The organism is Pristimantibacillus sp. Z349TD_6, from assembly GCF_056173205.1.
In genome coordinates this window covers 6,763,059-6,781,104 of record NZ_CM149662.1, presented here as the reverse complement: position 1 = coordinate 6,781,104, position 18,046 = coordinate 6,763,059, and the positions used below count along the sequence as shown (strand labels likewise).

Here is an 18,046-nt window from a genome sequence, read left to right as displayed (position 1 = left end):
AGACAACACTTGGATCAGCTACCTATAAGATTAGCGGAAGCCGAGCTTCGTATGTATGAGCAGCAGCATGTTCTGGAGATGCTTGCAAACCTGCCGGAGCAGGAGAAAAACAAGCTGGCTGTGCAAATTTTAGAAATTGATTTTGAGCGGATAGCCAAAGCTTTAGCCGACCGCAGCGATACTAAGAAGCTGAGCAACGATACGATATCCGCGATACCGTTTGAAGACTGGGAAGATTTTGAACAGGGAGAAAAAGCGGCATATACCGAAAAGGGCTGGGAGCTGCTGCGAACTGGAAAAGTTGGAGTCATCGTTGTTGCTGGCGGGCAGGGCAGCAGGCTTGGCCATGATGGACCTAAGGGTACGCTGGATATTGGACTTCCATCCCATAAATCTTTATTTCAGCTTCAAGCAGAGCGGCTGCAGTATTTATCGAGAAAAGCCGGCAAGTCTATCCCATGGTACATCATGACTAGCCCCGATAATCATGAAGCAACGAAGGCATTTTTTCATTCCTTGCATTACTTTGGTTATCCAGCAGAGGACTGTTTCTTCTTCCAGCAAAATACGATGCCTGCACTTGATCATGACGGTAAGCTGCTTTTATCGGAGGACGGAACACTTATGCTGGCCCCTAGCGGCAATGGAGAATGTTTCGCGTCGTTAAAACGCACAGGAGCAATTGCTGATATGAAGCAAAGAGGCTTAGAGTGGTTGTTTTATTATAATGTAGACAATGCGCTCATAAAGGTCGCAGACCCTGCTTTTATTGGAATAGCTGCGTCACGCAATCAGATGGTTGCAACAAAGGTTATCGAAAAAACGGATGTTGACGAGAAAATCGGGATTTTATGTTTGAAAAATGATCGTCCGGCTGTGCTCGAGTATAACGAAATTCCATCATCCATTAAGGATAAAAGAACGAATGAAGGGCGATTGTTTTATAGCTTAGGGCATATATCTATCCATCTATTTAAGCTGGACTTCATAGAAGAGCATGCAGATACGGATATTCCTTTCCATATTGCCTCCAAAAAGATGAAATACATGGACGCCGAAGGAAGCATCATCACACCTACGGAGCCAAACGCCTATAAGCTCGAACGCTTTATTTTCGATTTTTTACCATTGGCCGATGAAGTTACTGTTATACGGGGGATTCGTGAGGATGAATTCGCTCCAGTCAAAAACAAATCGGGGGAAGACAGTCCGCTTAGTGCACGCAAGCTGGTACAGTCGCTTCATCGAAGCTGGCTGCGCGCCGCTGGTGTTTCTGAAGAACAGCTGCATGGTCGTGAAATTGAAATTTCACCATTAACTTCGTATAACGGTGAAGGCTTGAAAGCGGAAGATTGGAGCCCTGACTGATCTCTTACGAACTCTAGAGTCGCTATATGATCAAATTAAACTCGTTTTGATATGTAACGAATCCCACTGGCGCTATTTAACGTTGTAGCTCCATATATTGAAGTTATTTTGTAAAATAACGTTACTGGAGTTCGTTAGAGTTCAGAAAACGATAATTTGATTGAAATAACGTCTCCTGAGTTCGTTACATGTATTGAAGTCATTTGAGCGCCAACAAAGTCTAAATATAGGGCTGCGTTTACCTATTTTATAAAAAGATATCAACAAGGAAAATGTTTACATTACGAACGTGTGTACGGTATTATTGAGGTGGCTGATTATTCATGTTTATTAGCTAATAGAATAGACTTCTTTCTAAAGGGAGATGATCTGATGAATACAGAACACGTAACATCTAACGAACAATTGCAACAAAAACTAGACAATCATTGCAATTGTCTAGCTAAGCTAGGTTATCTTAACGGTTGTGTATTGGTTGCATTCGAGGGACGAATCATCTTAAACAAGGGTTATGGGATGGCAAGCTTTGAGCTGAATGTTCCGAATGACCCGCAGACGAAATTCCGTATCGGCTCGATTACCAAACAATTTACGGCAGCAGCCATCGTTATGATGCATGAACTGAAGCTTTTGAACGTAGAAGACCCGATCTCCGAGTACCTCCCCAGCTACCCAAATGGCGATAAAATTACGATTCATCACTTGCTAACACATACATCTGGAATTCCGAACTACACAGGCCTAGAGGATTTTGTACCAAAGATGAGACTTGTTTCTTCTACTGATGACCTCATTGCCAGATTTGCAGACAAGCCCTTGTTGTTTGAACCGGGGGAGAAGTTTGATTACAGCAATTCAGGTTATGTGCTTCTTACAGCAATTATCGAGAAAGTATCTGGACGCACATACGAGGACTATATCTACCATGCCATATTGAAGCCGCTCGGAATGATAAATACCGGTTATGATCATGCTAAGAAAATATTGAAAAACCGTGCATCCGGCTACGAGGTTTGGGGTGAAGTAGTGAATGCAGAGTTCCTTGAAATGACCATCCCATCCGGCGCTGGAGGCATGTATTCGACCGTCGAGGACCTTTATATTTGGGGACTGGCGCTGCATTCACATAGGCAGATCAGCGAGAAGGCTTATGCGAGCATGACGACACCTTTCAAAGATACATATGGCTACGGATTATCTATATATGAGGAAGAAATTATGGGCAGCCAGAGGAAAGTTATCGGCCATGGCGGGGGCATTAATGGTTTCTTAACCGAAATGAGGCATTATAAAAAAGAAGATGTAACGGTAATCGTTTTATCCAATCTTGTAACGACGCAGGTAGGACCGATTAGTCAGCAGCTGGCGCGGCTTGTTTTGGGCGAGGAGGTTCCGCTTCCAATAACGCATACGCCGATCAAGCTGGAAATTAATCAGTATAACAATCTCGTTGGCAGCTATGATGTGGAAGGGGAGACAGGCTCGCCATTAATCATTTCACAAGAGCAAGAGAAGTTTTATCTCACACAAAATACGTGGTTTAAATTTGAGCTATGTCCTTATTCCGCATTAGAGGGAGAACTGCTGTTTTTCTTGAATGGAATGGATGGAAAGATTACATATACCGAAACCGGATCTGTGCCAGAAATAACGGTTCAGCTGTTTGGCGGCGCCAAAAAAGCAGTGAAGAGCGTTAAGCCATGATTCAAGCCGTTATTTTTGATTTAGACGGTACGCTGCTGGATCGTGATCGTTCCTTATTGAAGTTCGTAGAGGAGCAATTCGAGAGATTGATTAGACCGAACGTCGAGGTGGATAAAGAGAGTTATATTAAAAGGTTCATCGCATTAGACAGTCGTGGCTATGTTTGGAAGGACAAAGTATATCAAGAGCTCATACGAGAGTTTGAGCTTAGGCTGGACTGGAATGAGCTGTTAGACGACTATAAGATAGGTTTCTCAAATCATGCGGTTCCATTTCCTAATATGATTGAACTGCTCGATAGCCTTAAGGAGAAAGGCTATAAGCTGGCGATGATTACGAACGGATTCGGCTACTTTCAAGCGAGCAATATTCAGGCACTCCAAATCGCTCATTATTTTGATGAAATTCTTATTTCGGAGCGGGAGGGCCTCCGCAAGCCTGATCCCGCTATATTCCTGCGAGCTGCGGAAAAACTGAATGTAGCGACAAAGGCATGTGTTTATGTTGGGGACCATCCAGTCAATGACATCACTGCGAGCAAAGCGACAGGCATGAAGGGAATATGGAAGGAAGACAACTATTATACGGAGTCATTTGAGTATGACGCGAAGGTGAAGGACTTAATAGAAATTAGACATCTAGTTGAACAATGGAAATAACGGAGGAAAACTAAAATGGAGATAAGGCCGAGGGTTTGTGCGGCAATTATTCGTAATGAGAAAATTCTGATGGTCTTTCAAGATCATCCCCTCGAGAATCGGAGCTTCTGGACATTGCCCGGCGGTGGCGTAGAAGCTGGGGAGACGAATGAGGAAGCGGTTATTCGTGAGGTTAAGGAAGAAGTCTGTCTAAATGGCAAAGCGGAAAGGCTATTATTTGAAGCGGAATATACATTAGGGCCGGATTATTGCTACCTTGTTACCGTTGATGCGAAGGAAGAGGCACAGCTTGGAGTAGACCCTGAGCTCTCTGCTGATGAGCAGGTATTGAAAGGAATCGCATGGTTTACATTAGAGGAAAAGAAAAACGATCTGCAGGTGTCTAGAGTCATTGCTTGTTTATAGCTCTTTTCGCCATCTATGAAAAATTAGTTGTAAAATGGTGAATTCACCTTTACAATAATAGGAATGACTGGAAGGGGTGGGAGTATGAAGACGATGATAGAGGCGCTTCGGGAAAGACCTCGATTATCATTTTTATATTTCCATTCTTATATGAAACACTAAAGCGATTGCTGCTTTAGTGTTTTTTTTTATACTTAAAAACGCGAAGGAGTGTTTTAGAAATGATGAGAGAACAATTGGCGAAAGCAATCTATGAAGCAGCCTATTTAGAGGGAGAGTTTAAGCTGCGTTCAGGTCAAACTTCGAATCACTATTTTGATAAATACTTATTTGAGTCCAATCCTAAGCTATTGGCTGAAATTGCAGAGAAACTGGCTCCGTTTGTACCCAGCGATACCGAAGTATTGGCGGGGCTCGAAATGGGCGGCATTCCGATTGCAACAGCTCTTTCGCTGAAAACAGGCATTCCTGCCGCATTTGTAAGGAAAGAAGCAAAGAAATATGGCACCTGTAAGCTTGCTGAAGGAGTAGACATAGCAGGGAAAAAGGTCTGTATTATTGAAGATGTGGTTACAACAGGAGGACAAATTCTTATCAGCACAGATGATCTGAGGAAATATGGGGCTGAGATCAAGTCCGTTATGTCGGTTATTGAACGAGAGCCGCTGGGCAGGAGGAATCTCGAAGAGGCGGGATTAACCTACATTTCTTTATTCCATATCGATGAGCTATTGCAAGCTTCGACTAAGTAATATTTCGTAATACCTGAGCAACTATTACCCTTTATAAGAGAAAATGATAGCAAGCTGCTATTTAATTGATTGGTAATCTGAATTAAAATTCGTTAATATGTATTAATATGCAATAATCTTGACGAGCATGGAGTCTATTCATTCTATATAGAGTAAGGGGCTTATGAGGTGAGAATTTCATTAGAGCTGGTTCCAAGAGACGAGGCCCAGCTGAAGGCGGAGCTGGATTTAATTAAAACACAGTTTCCTGCTATCAATACAATTAATATTCCTGATTTGACGAGGTTCGAGCTGCGCAGCTGGGAGGCATCCTGCCTATGCAAATCTCTATATGAGTCTAGCATTCCCCATATCCGGGCCATGGACTTCGACTGTGTAGAACCGCTGCAATTCATAGAACGCTTAGACCAACATAACATTACTGAGGTGCTCGTCGTAACCGGCGATATTCCAAAAAATAGCGAGAAAGTTGTTTATCAGACGACTTGTTTAGACTTGATCGCCAAGATCAAGAAGGATCACCCTCATATTAAAGTGTATTCAGCGATAGATCCTTATCGTAGCAGCATGGACGAGGAATATGAGTATGTACAAAAAAAGCTTGAAGCTGGAGCAGACGGTTTCTTCACGCAGCCATTTTTTGATCTGAGCTTGATGGAGCAGTATTCAAATATGGTGAAGGGCTCCGAAATTTTCTGGGGCGTATCGCCGGTCGTATCGGACAAATCGCAAAAATATTGGGAAACAAGAAATCATGTTGTATTCCCTGCTGATTTTCAGCCGACGCTCGAGTGGAATATCGAATTTGCGAAGCAAGCATTAGCGTTTACGAAGAAGACGAACAGCCATATTTATTTTATGCCGATAAAAGTCGATTTGCAGGCTTATTTTGATGGGATCTTCAGTAAAGTACTCGTATAAAGTAAAATGCGAATGGATAACAAATGACGGCTGTCTCCAAAGGCAACATGCCAAGAGGAGCAGTCTTTTTTTGTGTTTTTATGAAAAAAACTTCATTGGCTGCAAGATTAGAATAATGCTACAATCGTTCAAGTGTGGTCATTTGGAAATGTAAGGAAGTTCAGATATCGTACAATATGTTAAAAAAGGGTTGAACATGATATGGCTATCAGAACCAAAACGGTCATTTTCACTATATTGCTTTTGCTAGGCTTGCTGCTTCGCTGCTATTATACAGATTGGGATAAAAAGCTGACGGGTGACGAGGTTGGCTATAATAAAATGGTGCTGCAGCTGCTTCACGAGGGCGTTTACGGATATGCGCCATATGCTTATTCAGAAAAACCTAATGCGTTTACAACGCCAGGTTATCCTCTTTTTTTGGCTGGCTGTTATGCCGTATTTGGATATGCGGGAGATCGTCCACCAGTCGTACAAATTCAGGCGCTGCAAATATTAATTCAACTTATATGTGCAGTTATCATGTATAGGATTGCGAGACGGATGTTTGCGCATACGGGCATTAGCCTGTTGATGATGGCTTGTTATTTATTGCATCCCACGTTTATTTTATCGCCAATGTACCTTTTAACTGAAACGTTATACGGTTTATTTTTTCTATTCTTTATTTATCTTCTAGTGAGGTGTGCACAGGAAACGAAGCTTAGATGGTTTCTATCACTAGGTGTCGTCTTCGGCATTTGTGTACTGATTCGGCCAACGATCGTTCCCTTTATAGTTTTTTTGCTAGCTGGTGTAGCGGTATACGGCAGAAAACATGGAATGGCAGCGGTACTAAAAGCGATTTCCGTGATTACGATCGGCTTTGCTGCAATGATGCTGCCCTGGTGGATTCGAAATTGGATTACGTTAGATAAGGTGCTATTGCTTGCGGAGCAGACGGGAAATCCGTTGTTATGGGGTTCTTATCCTTTTGAACGGAGTCCCCATGTTGATGTTAAACAAGATCCCGCGGAAATGGGGAGAATAGCTTATGAGCGAATTATCAATGGTTTCCGCTATGAGTTTTTCACCTACTTGAGCTGGTACAGCTGGGGCAAGCTGCTAATTTATATTAGTGAGATTTTTCCGGGTTTAGGATCTATAACAGTAAATAAGCTATTGTCCAAGCTGATAACCATTTTGCATATGGTCGTTATGGTCATTGGTCTGGGTGGACTCGTGAAGATCATTATCCATGAAAGAAGAAATGCGATGTATATGATGATTGCATTGCTCGCCGTATTTAGCATACTGCTGTATCTACCCTTCTCGCCTACGCCAAGATATTTTTATCCGACGATTCCGCTTTGTTTCTTGGGACTGGGATATTTGCTTTCATGTACCATAACGTCTAAGGGCAGACCAATTAAAAATGAAGGTTATCGAGCATAGTTGCTTTAAGGCATGGACGTTTTATAATAGATAGAACTAAATGTAATATCGCGTTTTATTCGAATATAAGCAGCTGGAAAGAAAGTATGAATAAGGACTTTAACAAAGGTGGTATTTTGGTCAATGGCAAAAGGAAAATATTATGTCGTCTGGGTTGGCAAAAAAACAGGGATATTTACTTCATGGCCCGAGTGCCAAGCTCAGGTTAGCGGAGTACAGGATGCGAAGTTTAAATCTTTCGAGACGAAGCAGCTGGCGGAAAAAGCTTTCCAAGACGGCTGGCGCAGTCATTGGGGGACAGGCTCAGGCAAAACTGCTGCTTCGAGCGCAAAAACAGGAAGCAGCGTAAAGCAGCCTGTACTGCTACAGGAAGAAACGGCTTCTATTGACTACGATAGTATTTCTGTTGACGTAGGAACGCGAGGAAACCCAGGGCCTGTGGAATACAAAGGCGTAGACACACAAACGGGCGAAATCTTATTTTATGTTGGACCTGTACCGAACGGCACTAATAATTTAGGCGAGTTTATTGCTATCGTACATGCTCTTTCCTATTTGAAGGAGAAAGGCAGCACAAGGACGGTTTACAGTGATTCAAGAACAGCGCTAAGCTGGCTTCGCAACAAAAAAGTAGCCTCGACCTTAAAAAGGGATGCTTCGACTTCGAAAATTTGGGAGCTTACAGATGAAGCTGTGGAGTGGCTTCAAACCCATACCTATACGAATAAGGTATTGAAATGGAATACCGAGGAGTGGGGCGAAATCAAAGCGGATTTTGGCCGCAAATGAGGAGCGATGCAGACCCAAGTGGCCACTCTGTTTTACCGTAAAAATTCAAACGTGTAGCATCAAACAACATTAGTTTCCCCGAAGCGAGGACGGGGAAACTTTTTTGTGTTTTTTGAACGTACGGCTAAAGTAATAAATGTCATTGAAGCCTGTCGCTGTTGCAACCTCAGACACCGTAAGCGGACTATGACGCAGCAAGTAATCGGCTTTGCCGAGCCGAGTCATCGTAATGTATTCCGTCACGGTATGGCCGCTCAGCTCTTTGAACAATCGGCTAAAATGGTAGCGGCTGAGGTTTGCCATGCTTGCCAGTTGGTCCACCGAAAGCTCATCCTTGTAGCTGTCCTCAATATGCTTGAAGACAGGCGCGAAGCGTTCAATGTTCTTCATACGCTCTGCATATTCGTCTTTGGTGAGCACGGTAGCGACATGGCCGCGAAGCAGCAGCGTCAACAAGCGGTAGAGCTCGGACTTTATGGCCAGCTCGTAACCGAACTCGCGCTGCTCGAGCTCATTGATGATGGCATGCATGCAGGACGTTACTTTGCTGTCGTCGCCAATATAATTTTGCAGCAGAAGGCGGTTCTGCGTAATGGGCGTAATGAACTTCGTTTCGGCAGCATCCACCGACTGGCTGTGCAGCAAGGAAATGTCGGCGATGAGCGCATAGTAGTACAAATCTGATGATAGACTGATTCCGTAGTGAAGCTCATTGCTGTTCACGACGATGAGATCGCCAGCGGATGCTGTTATCGTAGTAGAACCGCACTCTATCGAGGCTGTGCCCGACACAAAATATAAAAATTCAAGATGTTCATGAAAATGATGCGGGAAAATGACCATTCCCTGCTGGTCGAAGGTGTTGTGATGCAGTTTTATCGGAAAATGAGGGTCTGGCATGTCCATAGGCTCACGCAGTTCTTCGAATTTTTCCAACTTGAAAGACCTCCTCAGTAGGATAGCACAATAGTACAAACAAACCGCACAGCTTTACATGGAGTTGCAGGTTGAAACCATTATAATACGAAAGTGTAGACATGCAAAACCTTACTATTAGAATTCATAAGGAGAGATTAGCAATGAAACCGATACAAATCGCGGTTATTGGAACAGGCTCTATCTCATCATCTCATCTAGATTCCTATAAGAAAAATCCTAATGCGAACATTTACGCGGTTTGCGATTTAAATGAAGAGCGCGTAAAAGCCGCAGCTGAGAAATATGGCGCCGAAAAAATTTATACGGATTATCACGAGCTGCTCGCTGATCCAGTTATTGAAGCAGTCAGCATTTGTACGTGGAACAATACGCATGCTGAAATCAGCATTGCGGCTCTAAAAGCTGGCAAGCATGTGCTCGTAGAGAAGCCGCTTTGCCGTACGGTTGAAGATGCGCTTCTTGTGCAAGAGGCTGTAGAGCAATCCGGCAAGCTCCTTCAAGTGGGCTTCGTCCGCAGATACGATACGAGTGCACAATTGATTCGTGCGATGGCTGACAGAGGCGAGTTCGGTGAAATTTATTTTGCCAAAGCATCAACGCTCAGACGCCTTGGAAATCCAGGCGGATGGTTCTCCGACATTGAGCGCTCAGGCGGCGGACCGCTTATTGATATTGGCGTACACGTCATCGATCTTTGCTGGTATTTGATGGGACGTCCAAAGCCGGTATCCGTTAGTGCCAATACGTATCGCAAGCTTGGCAATCGTGCCAATGTAAAAAACTTAAGCTTCTACCAAGCGGCGGATTACGATGCAGAGAAAAACACAGTTGAGGATTTGGCAAATGCACTTATTCGCTTCGAGAATGGCGCATCGCTGCTCGTAGATGTCAGCTTCACGCTGCATGCTAAGTCTAATGAAAACACAGTTAAGCTGTATGGGGAAAAAGGCGGTTTTGAAATCGATCCGGAAACCGTTATTGTAACAGAGCAAAATGACACGATCTTAAACGTTTATCCGCAGACGGATCACGCTGGCTTTGATTTTGTTGGCGCTTTCCAAAATGAGATCAACCACTTCGTTGATTGTGTTGCTAACGGAAAACAGCCAATCAGCCCAGTGGCGGATGGCGTGGAAATTATGAAAATATTAGTCGGCATTTATGAATCCGCAGCAAAAGGAGCGGAAGTGCGTCTATGAAATTAGGAATCAGCACATACAGCTTATATAATGCACTGAGAACGGGCGAAATGACGATACAGGATGTTATCGTATATATCGCATCCATTGGTGGAGAGCATGTTGAAATTGTACCGCTTGGCTTTAACCTTACTGAAAATCCGGAACTGATCGATGTGATTAAGAAGCAAGCGCAGGAAAGCGGTATTGAAATATCGAATTATGCGGTAGGTGCAAACTTCTCCGGTTTAAATGAAGAGCAATTCGAGCTGGAGCTTGACCGCTTGAAGCGTGAAGTAGATATTGCAGCAGCACTTGGCGTGAAGAAGATGCGTCACGACGTGGCATCATCGCAAAACCTATCCATTTCGAACTTCTTGTTGGAGCTGCCAAAGCTAGCGAAGGCTTGCCAAGCAGTTGCGGATTATGCAGCAACGTTTGGAATTACAACAAGTGTAGAAAATCACGGTTATTTTATACAACATAGCGACCGGGTACAGGCACTCATTGAGGTTGTAGATCGTCCAAACTTCAAGACAACGCTTGATGTCGGGAACTTCCTTTGTGTGGATGAGAATCCTCTTGCTGCTGTTAAAAACAATGTCAGCCTGGCTTCTATGGTCCATATTAAAGATTTCTACTATCGTCCATCTACCGAAAATCCGGGTGAAGGCTGGTTTAAATCCAAAGGCGGCAATTGGCTTCGGGGCGCGATCGTCGGACATGGTGACATCGCAATGCCGCAAGTACTGCGTGCAGTGAAAGAAAGCGGCTATGATGATTATATTTCCATCGAGTTTGAAGGCTTGGAAGATTGCCGTCTTGGAACGAGACTTGGCTTTGAATTCGTAAGACGTGTATGGAACGAAATTTAAACGAAGGAGTGACTCGAAGATGACATCACCTATCATTACGAACAAAATCGGCGTTATCGTGGATAGCTTTCAGGTTGGTGTAAAGGAAGGTTTGCTTAAAGCGAAGCAGGTTGGTGCGGATGGCGTGCAAATGTATGCGGTACATGGCGAGCTGGACCCTGCTAACCTGAACGCAGCTGCAAGAAAAGAATGGAAGTCTTATATTGATGGGCTAGGCCTTGATATTTCCGCTCTAGTTGGCGATTTGGGCGGCCATGGTTTTCAGGACCCTGCGGAAAACCGTGCGAAAATCGATAAATCCAAACGGATTATGGAGCTTGGCATGGAGCTTGGAACAAACATTATTACGACGCATATCGGTATCGTTCCAAGCGACAAAAACAGCCGTGTTTATGAGACGATGCATGCGGCATGCGAAGAGCTGGCTAGATTTGCAAATGACATGAACGCTTATTTTGCGATTGAGACAGGGCCTGAGACGTCTGCGCATTTGAAGTCGTTTCTTGATGGTCTTGGCACCAAAGGCGTAGCTGTTAACTTTGACCCTGCCAACATGGTTATGGTTACAGGAGATGATCCTGTCCAAGGCGTCTACACGCTTAAGGATTATATCGTTCATACGCATGCGAAGGACGGCGTGAAGCTGGGAGATGTTGATCCGCGCGACGTTTATGGCGATTATGGCTACGAGGTTTCACTCGACCATGAGAAAATTGCTGCGATGGCCGAGACTGGCTCCGCGTTCCGCGAAGTGCCGCTTGGTGATGGTACTGTAGACTGGCCGGCATATTTGCGAGCGCTTCAGGAAATTGGCTATACAGGTTATTTGACGATCGAGCGTGAAGTTGGTACGAGTCCAGAAGCGGATATTAGCAAAGCTGTTCAGTTTTTGAAAGCTTTTAAAGGACAATAAAACAAGCATGGAGCATCCTCAATCGTTCTCTACAGATGAATTATTGGCTGCAAGCAGTCCAGCTGGAAGGCAAACCGTCTGGCTGCACGGCGGCAAATAAGAGGTTAGTCATCGGTTTAAGATGAATGTGTGATGTAGATTTAAGCGAAAATCTCATGAAACCGCCCAAAAGAAAGCTCTCATGGCTTAGTCCATGAGAGCTTTTTTGACTTTTGCAGTTAGCTTTAAGGTGGAAAGGGTGAAGCGAATTCGGTAAAATAATAGAAGACGGAATACCATCGATTGATAATCATGTAACTATTCAAACTAGAGGACGTGCAGAAATGGCTGTGAAAATTGTACAAGTATCACATACCGATACAGATTTACATCGACTTATTCAGAAGCTGGATGAGGATTTAGCGCAAAGATATACGGCAGAGGAAGTGTTTACAGTAGATTTTAGTGATCCTGGAATTGAGCAAATTGTATTTGTGGTTGCGTACGAGCAAGGAGAACCGGTTGGATGTGGAGCCATAAAACCGCTGGATGAGGAGTATATAGAATTAAAACGATTTTATGTCAGCCCCGAATTTAGAAGGAACGGCATAGCCGCACAAGTTTTGAAGGATTTAGAAGCCAGAGCGAAGGATATGAATTATCAATATATCCGTTTGGAAGCAGGGGCTCCACAACCCGAAGCGCTTCATTTCTATAAAAAACATCATTATTATGAAATTGATAGATATGGTGAATATATTTCCTGCGATTCAAGCCTTTGCTTTGAAAAGAAGCTTTAAGTACCACCGTTAGCTCGAATGTCGGAACGCTATAATAAAACAAACCAACGACGCAATGGTGGAAATGGTTCGTACATGATTCCATGGCGTCCAGCTGGCAACATAACGCGTCCATAATTCGGGGCCTACGACACCTGGGTCTGCTGAGGCAAGCATATCGTTTAAAGGTACGTTAAATACAATCGTTACTAGAACGGAGCCAATGAGATAGAGAAGGCTGCCGGCAAGCAAATAGGTTGCCGCGGGTTCACCTAATCGGAAAAATGAGACAATCGCAAGTAAGATGCTTGCTAAAGCTGTCCCAGAAAACACTAGACCAAACAACGGGTTCAATATTACGACGTTGATGGATTGCATGGCAGCAATACTTTGCGCTGCAGGAAGACGCGAGAGAGCGGTCATCATAAACGTCGAAAAGACAAAAAACAATCCGGCCATCAAGCCTGAGCCAAGAGCAGAGAAAAAAGTTAAGATAACGATGGAGCGATCAAACATTTGGAGCCCTCCATATACCTGTAGCTGCGGTGTCTCGAGCATAGTCGGTAAAATCCCGAGGATCACGGTTCAGAGCGAGCTGAACGCCATTTGTCAGATGTGAATTGCGTCCATCCAACACTTTAGTAAATAGCTCAGTCAATAACGTGAGAACATAATCAGGCATATCCTGCTGCGCAAGCGCAGAGATAAACTGCTCGGAGGTTACCTGTACGTAGCGGACATCTCTGCCGCTGGCTAACGCAATTTCTTCGGTAGCTTCTTTAAAGGTGAGCGCGCGCGGGCCAGTCAGCTCATAAAGCTTGCCGATATGGCTATCCTCAGTCAGCGCTGCAACTGCGACATCGGCAATGTCATCCGCGTCGATGAATGGCTCAGCTACGTCCGCGGCAGGGAGTATGACACTTCCGCTGAGTACGGAATCCAGCAGGAAGCTTTCACTGAAATTTTGACAAAACCAGCTCGCCCGCAAAATCGTCCAGTCAGCACCAGAGTCGCGCAGTGCTTTCTCACTAAGCTGAGCTTCTTCTTCACCTCGGCCGGACAATAGCACCAAGCGCTTGATTCCTTGTTTCACTGCTTGCTCAGCGAAAGCACCGATCGATGCGGCAGCACCGGGAAGCGCTAAGTCGGGGTAGTACGTAATATATACAGACTCTGCGCCTTGCAGGGACGCTGTCCATGTTGACGGATTTCCCCAATCGAACGAAGGATCACTTGAGCGGGAGCCGATTCGTATGGGCAGTCCACGAGCGGTCAATCTTTCTGCTACGCGGCGACCCGTTTTACCGGTACCTCCAATGATTAAAATAGGTTTGTTTTTCATAAAATCTCTCCTTTGCGTTTTTATTTATATTCAATAAAACTATTTAACTTGTTTGCACAAGCAAATGTTTTCTTAAATAAAGAAGATGTTTTCATTCTTTATTTTCTAGTTGATCGCTTACCGCACATAGTTGAAAGGACAGCTCTTCGCTTTCTTTTTCACCGAGCAATAAGGCGTAACGTTTACGCAAATTCATCCAGCACTCATTAATCGTGTCATTTAATGCTTTGCCTTTCTCGGTGGCGGAAATAAGTGATAAACGCCCATCTACTCGGCTGGTGAGCAGCCCTTTGATAACAAGCTTCTCAATCAGACGGGTCACTGTGGAGGGCTGGAGATGGAGAATCTCGCCTAACTCCTTCTGTGAGATGCCATCCTTCTCATACACAGCCATTAATAAAAAAGCAGCCGTGGGTGACATGCCGCTAACGGCAAATTCATCTTCTGCCATCTTTGTGATAATTCTGCCCAATCGGTTTGCAGTGAAGTACAGGCATTCCTTTAAATACGTATCCAGCATCGTCATTACCTCATTTTTACATAAAAGTTGTTTGTGCATACAAATATAATATATTTCCAATTTGTTGTAAAGCCTATTTTTTATGGCTGAGGCAGCCTAAGTATTTCTTTTTAATTCTAGGCTGCCTCAGCATCTTAACTAACAGTTAGATCAATCATGCTTGCTACACGAGCAAATCTGCTCGTCGCTCACTCCGCCAGCGAAGAACAAATAGTAGAACTGCGCCTGCGGCAAGAAGTAAATAAGTTAGCGGCTGCACATGCTGCGAGTAATAAATATCGGCAAGTCTACCGATTAGTAATTTTTCCATCCATCCAAACATCAGAAAAGCATAAGGGATTTGGAGTCCGATGATAACCATGTAATTAGGAGCTATGCTCGAGATCCATGCTGCAAACACCGCGGTGATTAGACTGAGCGCATATATAGCTGCTACAGTCAGACCGATGTATTGTCCGAATGTGAGATCATACCAAAAGTAACCTATATTAAATATCGAATTGATGCCCGAGTCCAGAAATAATCCTGTTCCCAGCCTGCTATACATGAGGAAGAAGACGCCAAGCTGTACGGTTACGATAAGAAGTGTGGAAATCATTGCAGCAGTAAGCTTTCGCAAGAAAAGCCTTCGTCCGATTCGCGCAGTATATTGCAAATGAATAAGCTTGCTTCGTTTATCGTGAAGAAAAATAGGTGAAACCATAAAGAGGATGCTTAAACCGATAAGAACGGTCATGTAGATGATTAAACTCATATAATTACTGAAAACAACATCGGTAAATATCGAGTCACCCTCATCGGAAGCAACATGCTTCTCCATTCTATTCTGCTGCTTCGCATCAACCTCGCCATATGCGTTGTAAGGATATTTTTCACTATTTTCATAGCGTTCGATCATGTACCTGCGTGCTTGCAGCTCCCAGAACAGTTCGGTATCCGACTCGAATACAGCATAATTATGGAGCTTGTTCAGTTGCTCATTGTTATAATCACTGTTGTAAAATTGCTCATAGGTAGTGATCCCAGCATCCATGAATTGCTGATCGGTCTTCATGAATTGTTCTGCTTTTTCGATTGTTTCATCGTATTTCTGTCTAAACAGCTCATACTCAGCATTATCCATATGCGTGCCATAATCCTTTTTCATCTCAATGCTGGCTTTATGAATTTCAGTATCGGGATTTCCGTTAGGAAAATGTTGAAAATAAAACTGTATGAATAAGAAATAAAATACAACATTGATCGCTAGAAGCATAATGACCATCCTCAGGCCAAAAACCTTCTTTATTTCATGCAGCACGATTGTCATAGGAGCTCCTATCTAATTAATATTTTGTCGTTTAAATTGATGAAAGCAGAGGATGCAGCACAGTGTTAGTAGCGCCAGCCAAATGCCAGCTGTAATCCATTCGTTATTTGGAAGGCTCATGAAGGCGCCGCTTGCTGTAAACCACGCTTTCGGATTCAATACAAGATGAAAGGGAGTAAACCCTGTAAATAAAATAAGCTTTAAATCTCTTGGTACGAGGTTGATGATTAGGAGAAAAGAGCCGAAAAGTATGGCAAATGCTCCAAATACCAAATAGCTGTTGCGAATAATTGCGGTTAACACAAAGGTGATGGCGGTAAAGATAAGCAGGAGCACAAAGATGAGCGCGATAGCACAGCCTAAATAGGCAATATAAGACATCGAGTGCCAAGTTAAATAAGGATAAGGCATACCGAATTCCCAATTGAAAAAGCTGCTGACCGGCACCTTCCAAAGCCCCTTGTAGCTAAAGGTCAGGAAGTAGGCGGACAACGAAATTCCGGTTAGAGCGGTCGTCACGATTATGCTGGCTGCGAAGGAGGAAAGCAGCTTATCCGTTTGCAGCCTTCTGCCTCGTTTGGTGGAGTAGTGCAGCAGATGTGTACCTTGCTCAAATTCGTAATTGCTTATATACCCGGTCATTAATACAACTAAAATCATCAGCTGCAGCAAAATAGATCCAATGAGCGTTTTGAACAGCATCGCATGTGATTGATAGATTTGACCAATGAAGAATAGATTCTTGTGCTCGCCACTTGCGATAAGCTGATGTAGTCTCTCAGCAATGTGGTCATACCGCTGTCTCACCAAATCAGCCGCCGAGCCGCTGAATCCATATTTCTTTATCTCGCCCTCGGCGATCTGCTTCATATCGAACCCAGCATAGGTATCATCGATGTCTTGCATCAAGAAATAATAATTTTGAATAACTCGCAGCTCATTAAACAAATCTAGCTCATCAGTGCTGTAAAGATTCGGTTGATCGGTCACGTAACGCTTATAATTTTCATATTCAAAAAAATCGCTGGGCATCTCATACGTTTGAGATGTCCGTTTGTTCGTCAGCTTGTTCATATTGTTCAGTCGCGACAAATAGTAAGACTTGTAATCCTCCTGCATTGGCTTAGTAATCTCGGAACCGAACTGCGCAACAAGCTCGTTCAATATGCTCATTTCATCCTTCTTATAAGCTTCTTGAGCAATGAGGAATAGATTATAAGCGGTAAACACCAGCAGCAGCGCGATAATGACGGGTGAGAGAAGCGCTTTTCTCAGCTCGTAAACTCGAATTTTCCAGCTCATACCGGTTGTTCCGCAGCGGATTCATCCTGATAAATGTAGATGAATACATCCTCAAGGCTTGGCGCTGAGGGGTGCCAATCGGGCTTAGGATGCCCTGTGCCTATAAACCTAAATTTCATCCGACCTGATTCCTGCTTCTCAGAAAGCGACAGATACGAATGTCGAAATGCATCTGCAGCATCAAAATCAACCGTAGTTTCATACACCATACCGTCGATGAGGCTGCAAATATTCGCAATGGAATCCTTATGCAGCACGCGTTTGTCCTTGATCAAAATAATTTCATTCGCAATCGATTCCACATCCGACACGATATGTGTAGACAATATAACGATTCGATTACGCGCTAGGCTGGTCAACATATTGCGAAACCGTGCTCGTTCCTTCGGGTCTAAACCCGCTGTAGGCTCGTCCAGAATAAGAATTCGCGGATCATTCAGCAGCGCTTGTGCAATGCCGACACGCTGGATCATGCCTCCGGAAAACTTTTTCATCTTTTTATCGATCACATCTTCAAGCGCAACGAGCTTCAGCAGCTCCACGATTTTGGACTTCGCGGCAGCGGTCTCGATGCCCTTTAAAGCCGCAATATAGAGAAGATATTTCCGCGGACTATAATTTTTGTAATAGCCGAAATGCTGGGGAAGATAGCCGAGCTGCTCGCGATAGCGTTCATCCAGCCTTATAATATTTTCGCCGTTGTACAATATTTCACCCTCACTGGGGTACAGCAGTGTGACTAGCATTTTAATCAACGTCGTTTTCCCTGCTCCGTTCGGGGCGAGCAGTCCATAAACGCCGTTGTTGAATTCAAGATTAATGTGCTCCAGCGCGCTGAAGTTGCCGAAGCGTTTGGACACATTTTGTACGGTTAGCAT

Annotated in this window: 19 protein-coding genes; 12 read left to right on the top strand and 7 right to left on the bottom strand. The window is 44.0% G+C overall.

Annotation, left to right across the window (positions count from 1 at the left end; genetic code table 11):
* Positions 1–9: 9 nt before the first annotated feature.
* The 8 genes from AC0VYE_RS29385 (at position 10) to rnhA (ending at position 8,032) form a co-directional block, all read left to right on the top strand.
* Complete coding sequence (locus AC0VYE_RS29385) at positions 10–1,368, top strand: UTP--glucose-1-phosphate uridylyltransferase (RefSeq protein WP_475444248.1); 1,359 nt, start codon at positions 10–12, stop codon at positions 1,366–1,368.
* A 372-nt stretch (positions 1,369–1,740) separates the two neighbouring features.
* The gene (locus AC0VYE_RS29380; protein ID WP_475444246.1) at positions 1,741–3,072 is read left to right on the top strand and encodes a serine hydrolase domain-containing protein; all 1,332 of its coding nucleotides are present in this window, start codon (positions 1,741–1,743) and stop codon (positions 3,070–3,072) included.
* Positions 3,069–3,731, top strand: a complete 663-nt coding sequence (locus AC0VYE_RS29375; protein ID WP_475444244.1) for an HAD family hydrolase — start codon at positions 3,069–3,071, stop codon at positions 3,729–3,731. Before AC0VYE_RS29380 ends, AC0VYE_RS29375 begins: the two co-directional genes overlap by 4 nt.
* Before the next feature lie 15 nt (positions 3,732–3,746).
* Positions 3,747–4,136, top strand: coding sequence for an NUDIX domain-containing protein (locus AC0VYE_RS29370; RefSeq protein ID WP_475444242.1), 390 nt, complete (start codon positions 3,747–3,749; stop codon positions 4,134–4,136).
* A 221-nt stretch (positions 4,137–4,357) separates the two neighbouring features.
* Complete coding sequence (gene pyrE, locus AC0VYE_RS29365) at positions 4,358–4,888, top strand: orotate phosphoribosyltransferase (RefSeq protein WP_475444240.1); 531 nt, start codon at positions 4,358–4,360, stop codon at positions 4,886–4,888.
* Between the two features lie 168 nt (positions 4,889–5,056).
* Positions 5,057–5,809: a methylenetetrahydrofolate reductase gene (locus AC0VYE_RS29360; RefSeq protein ID WP_076267282.1), complete on the top strand. Its 753-nt coding sequence runs from the start codon at positions 5,057–5,059 to the stop codon at positions 5,807–5,809.
* Between the two features lie 201 nt (positions 5,810–6,010).
* Positions 6,011–7,243: a glycosyltransferase family 39 protein gene (locus tag AC0VYE_RS29355; RefSeq protein ID WP_475444239.1), complete on the top strand. Its 1,233-nt coding sequence runs from the start codon at positions 6,011–6,013 to the stop codon at positions 7,241–7,243.
* A 123-nt stretch (positions 7,244–7,366) separates the two neighbouring features.
* Positions 7,367–8,032 carry a ribonuclease H gene (gene rnhA / locus AC0VYE_RS29350; RefSeq protein ID WP_475444237.1) on the top strand — a complete coding sequence of 222 codons (666 nt, stop codon included), beginning with the start codon at positions 7,367–7,369 and terminating at the stop codon, positions 8,030–8,032.
* 69 nt (positions 8,033–8,101) lie between these two features.
* On the opposite strand, the gene AC0VYE_RS29345 is transcribed toward rnhA, so the two are convergent.
* Positions 8,102–8,968 carry an AraC family transcriptional regulator gene (locus AC0VYE_RS29345; RefSeq protein WP_372238970.1) on the bottom strand — a complete coding sequence of 289 codons (867 nt, stop codon included), beginning with the start codon at positions 8,966–8,968 and terminating at the stop codon, positions 8,102–8,104.
* 143 nt (positions 8,969–9,111) lie between these two features.
* Between AC0VYE_RS29345 and AC0VYE_RS29340 the strand changes: the two genes are divergently transcribed.
* The 4 genes from AC0VYE_RS29340 to AC0VYE_RS29325 all read left to right on the top strand — a co-directional run bounded on the left by AC0VYE_RS29340 (position 9,112) and on the right by AC0VYE_RS29325 (position 12,716).
* The gene (locus AC0VYE_RS29340; protein WP_076267279.1) at positions 9,112–10,170 is read left to right on the top strand and encodes a Gfo/Idh/MocA family protein; all 1,059 of its coding nucleotides are present in this window, start codon (positions 9,112–9,114) and stop codon (positions 10,168–10,170) included.
* Positions 10,167–11,024, top strand: a complete 858-nt coding sequence (locus AC0VYE_RS29335) for a sugar phosphate isomerase/epimerase family protein (RefSeq protein WP_475444234.1) — start codon at positions 10,167–10,169, stop codon at positions 11,022–11,024. Before AC0VYE_RS29340 ends, AC0VYE_RS29335 begins: the two co-directional genes overlap by 4 nt.
* A 19-nt stretch (positions 11,025–11,043) precedes the next feature.
* Positions 11,044–11,937: a sugar phosphate isomerase/epimerase family protein gene (locus AC0VYE_RS29330; RefSeq protein ID WP_076267277.1), complete on the top strand. Its 894-nt coding sequence runs from the start codon at positions 11,044–11,046 to the stop codon at positions 11,935–11,937.
* Positions 11,938–12,260: 323 nt separating this feature from the next.
* A complete protein-coding gene (locus tag AC0VYE_RS29325) occupies positions 12,261–12,716 on the top strand; it encodes a GNAT family N-acetyltransferase (RefSeq protein WP_076267276.1) in 456 nt (151 codons plus the stop codon).
* A 9-nt stretch (positions 12,717–12,725) separates the two neighbouring features.
* On the opposite strand, the gene AC0VYE_RS29320 is transcribed toward AC0VYE_RS29325, so the two are convergent.
* The 6 genes from AC0VYE_RS29320 to AC0VYE_RS29295 all read right to left on the bottom strand — a co-directional run bounded on the left by AC0VYE_RS29320 (position 12,726) and on the right by AC0VYE_RS29295 (position 18,046).
* Positions 12,726–13,211, bottom strand: coding sequence for an anthrone oxygenase family protein (locus tag AC0VYE_RS29320; RefSeq protein WP_475444231.1), 486 nt, complete (start codon positions 13,209–13,211; stop codon positions 12,726–12,728).
* Positions 13,204–14,037, bottom strand: a complete 834-nt coding sequence (locus AC0VYE_RS29315; RefSeq protein ID WP_475444230.1) for an NAD(P)H-binding protein — start codon at positions 14,035–14,037, stop codon at positions 13,204–13,206. The genes AC0VYE_RS29320 and AC0VYE_RS29315 overlap by 8 nt, the downstream gene beginning before the upstream one ends.
* 91 nt (positions 14,038–14,128) lie before the next feature.
* Positions 14,129–14,557, bottom strand: coding sequence for a MarR family winged helix-turn-helix transcriptional regulator (locus AC0VYE_RS29310; RefSeq protein WP_076267273.1), 429 nt, complete (start codon positions 14,555–14,557; stop codon positions 14,129–14,131).
* A gap of 163 nt (positions 14,558–14,720) precedes the next feature.
* The gene (locus tag AC0VYE_RS29305; RefSeq protein ID WP_475444228.1) at positions 14,721–15,866 is read right to left on the bottom strand and encodes a hypothetical protein; all 1,146 of its coding nucleotides are present in this window, start codon (positions 15,864–15,866) and stop codon (positions 14,721–14,723) included.
* Between the two features lie 12 nt (positions 15,867–15,878).
* Positions 15,879–17,168: a hypothetical protein gene (locus AC0VYE_RS29300; protein ID WP_475444226.1), complete on the bottom strand. Its 1,290-nt coding sequence runs from the start codon at positions 17,166–17,168 to the stop codon at positions 15,879–15,881.
* Entirely contained in the window at positions 17,165–18,046 is an 882-nt protein-coding gene (locus AC0VYE_RS29295; RefSeq protein WP_076267270.1) for an ABC transporter ATP-binding protein, read from the bottom strand. Before AC0VYE_RS29295 ends, AC0VYE_RS29300 begins: the two co-directional genes overlap by 4 nt.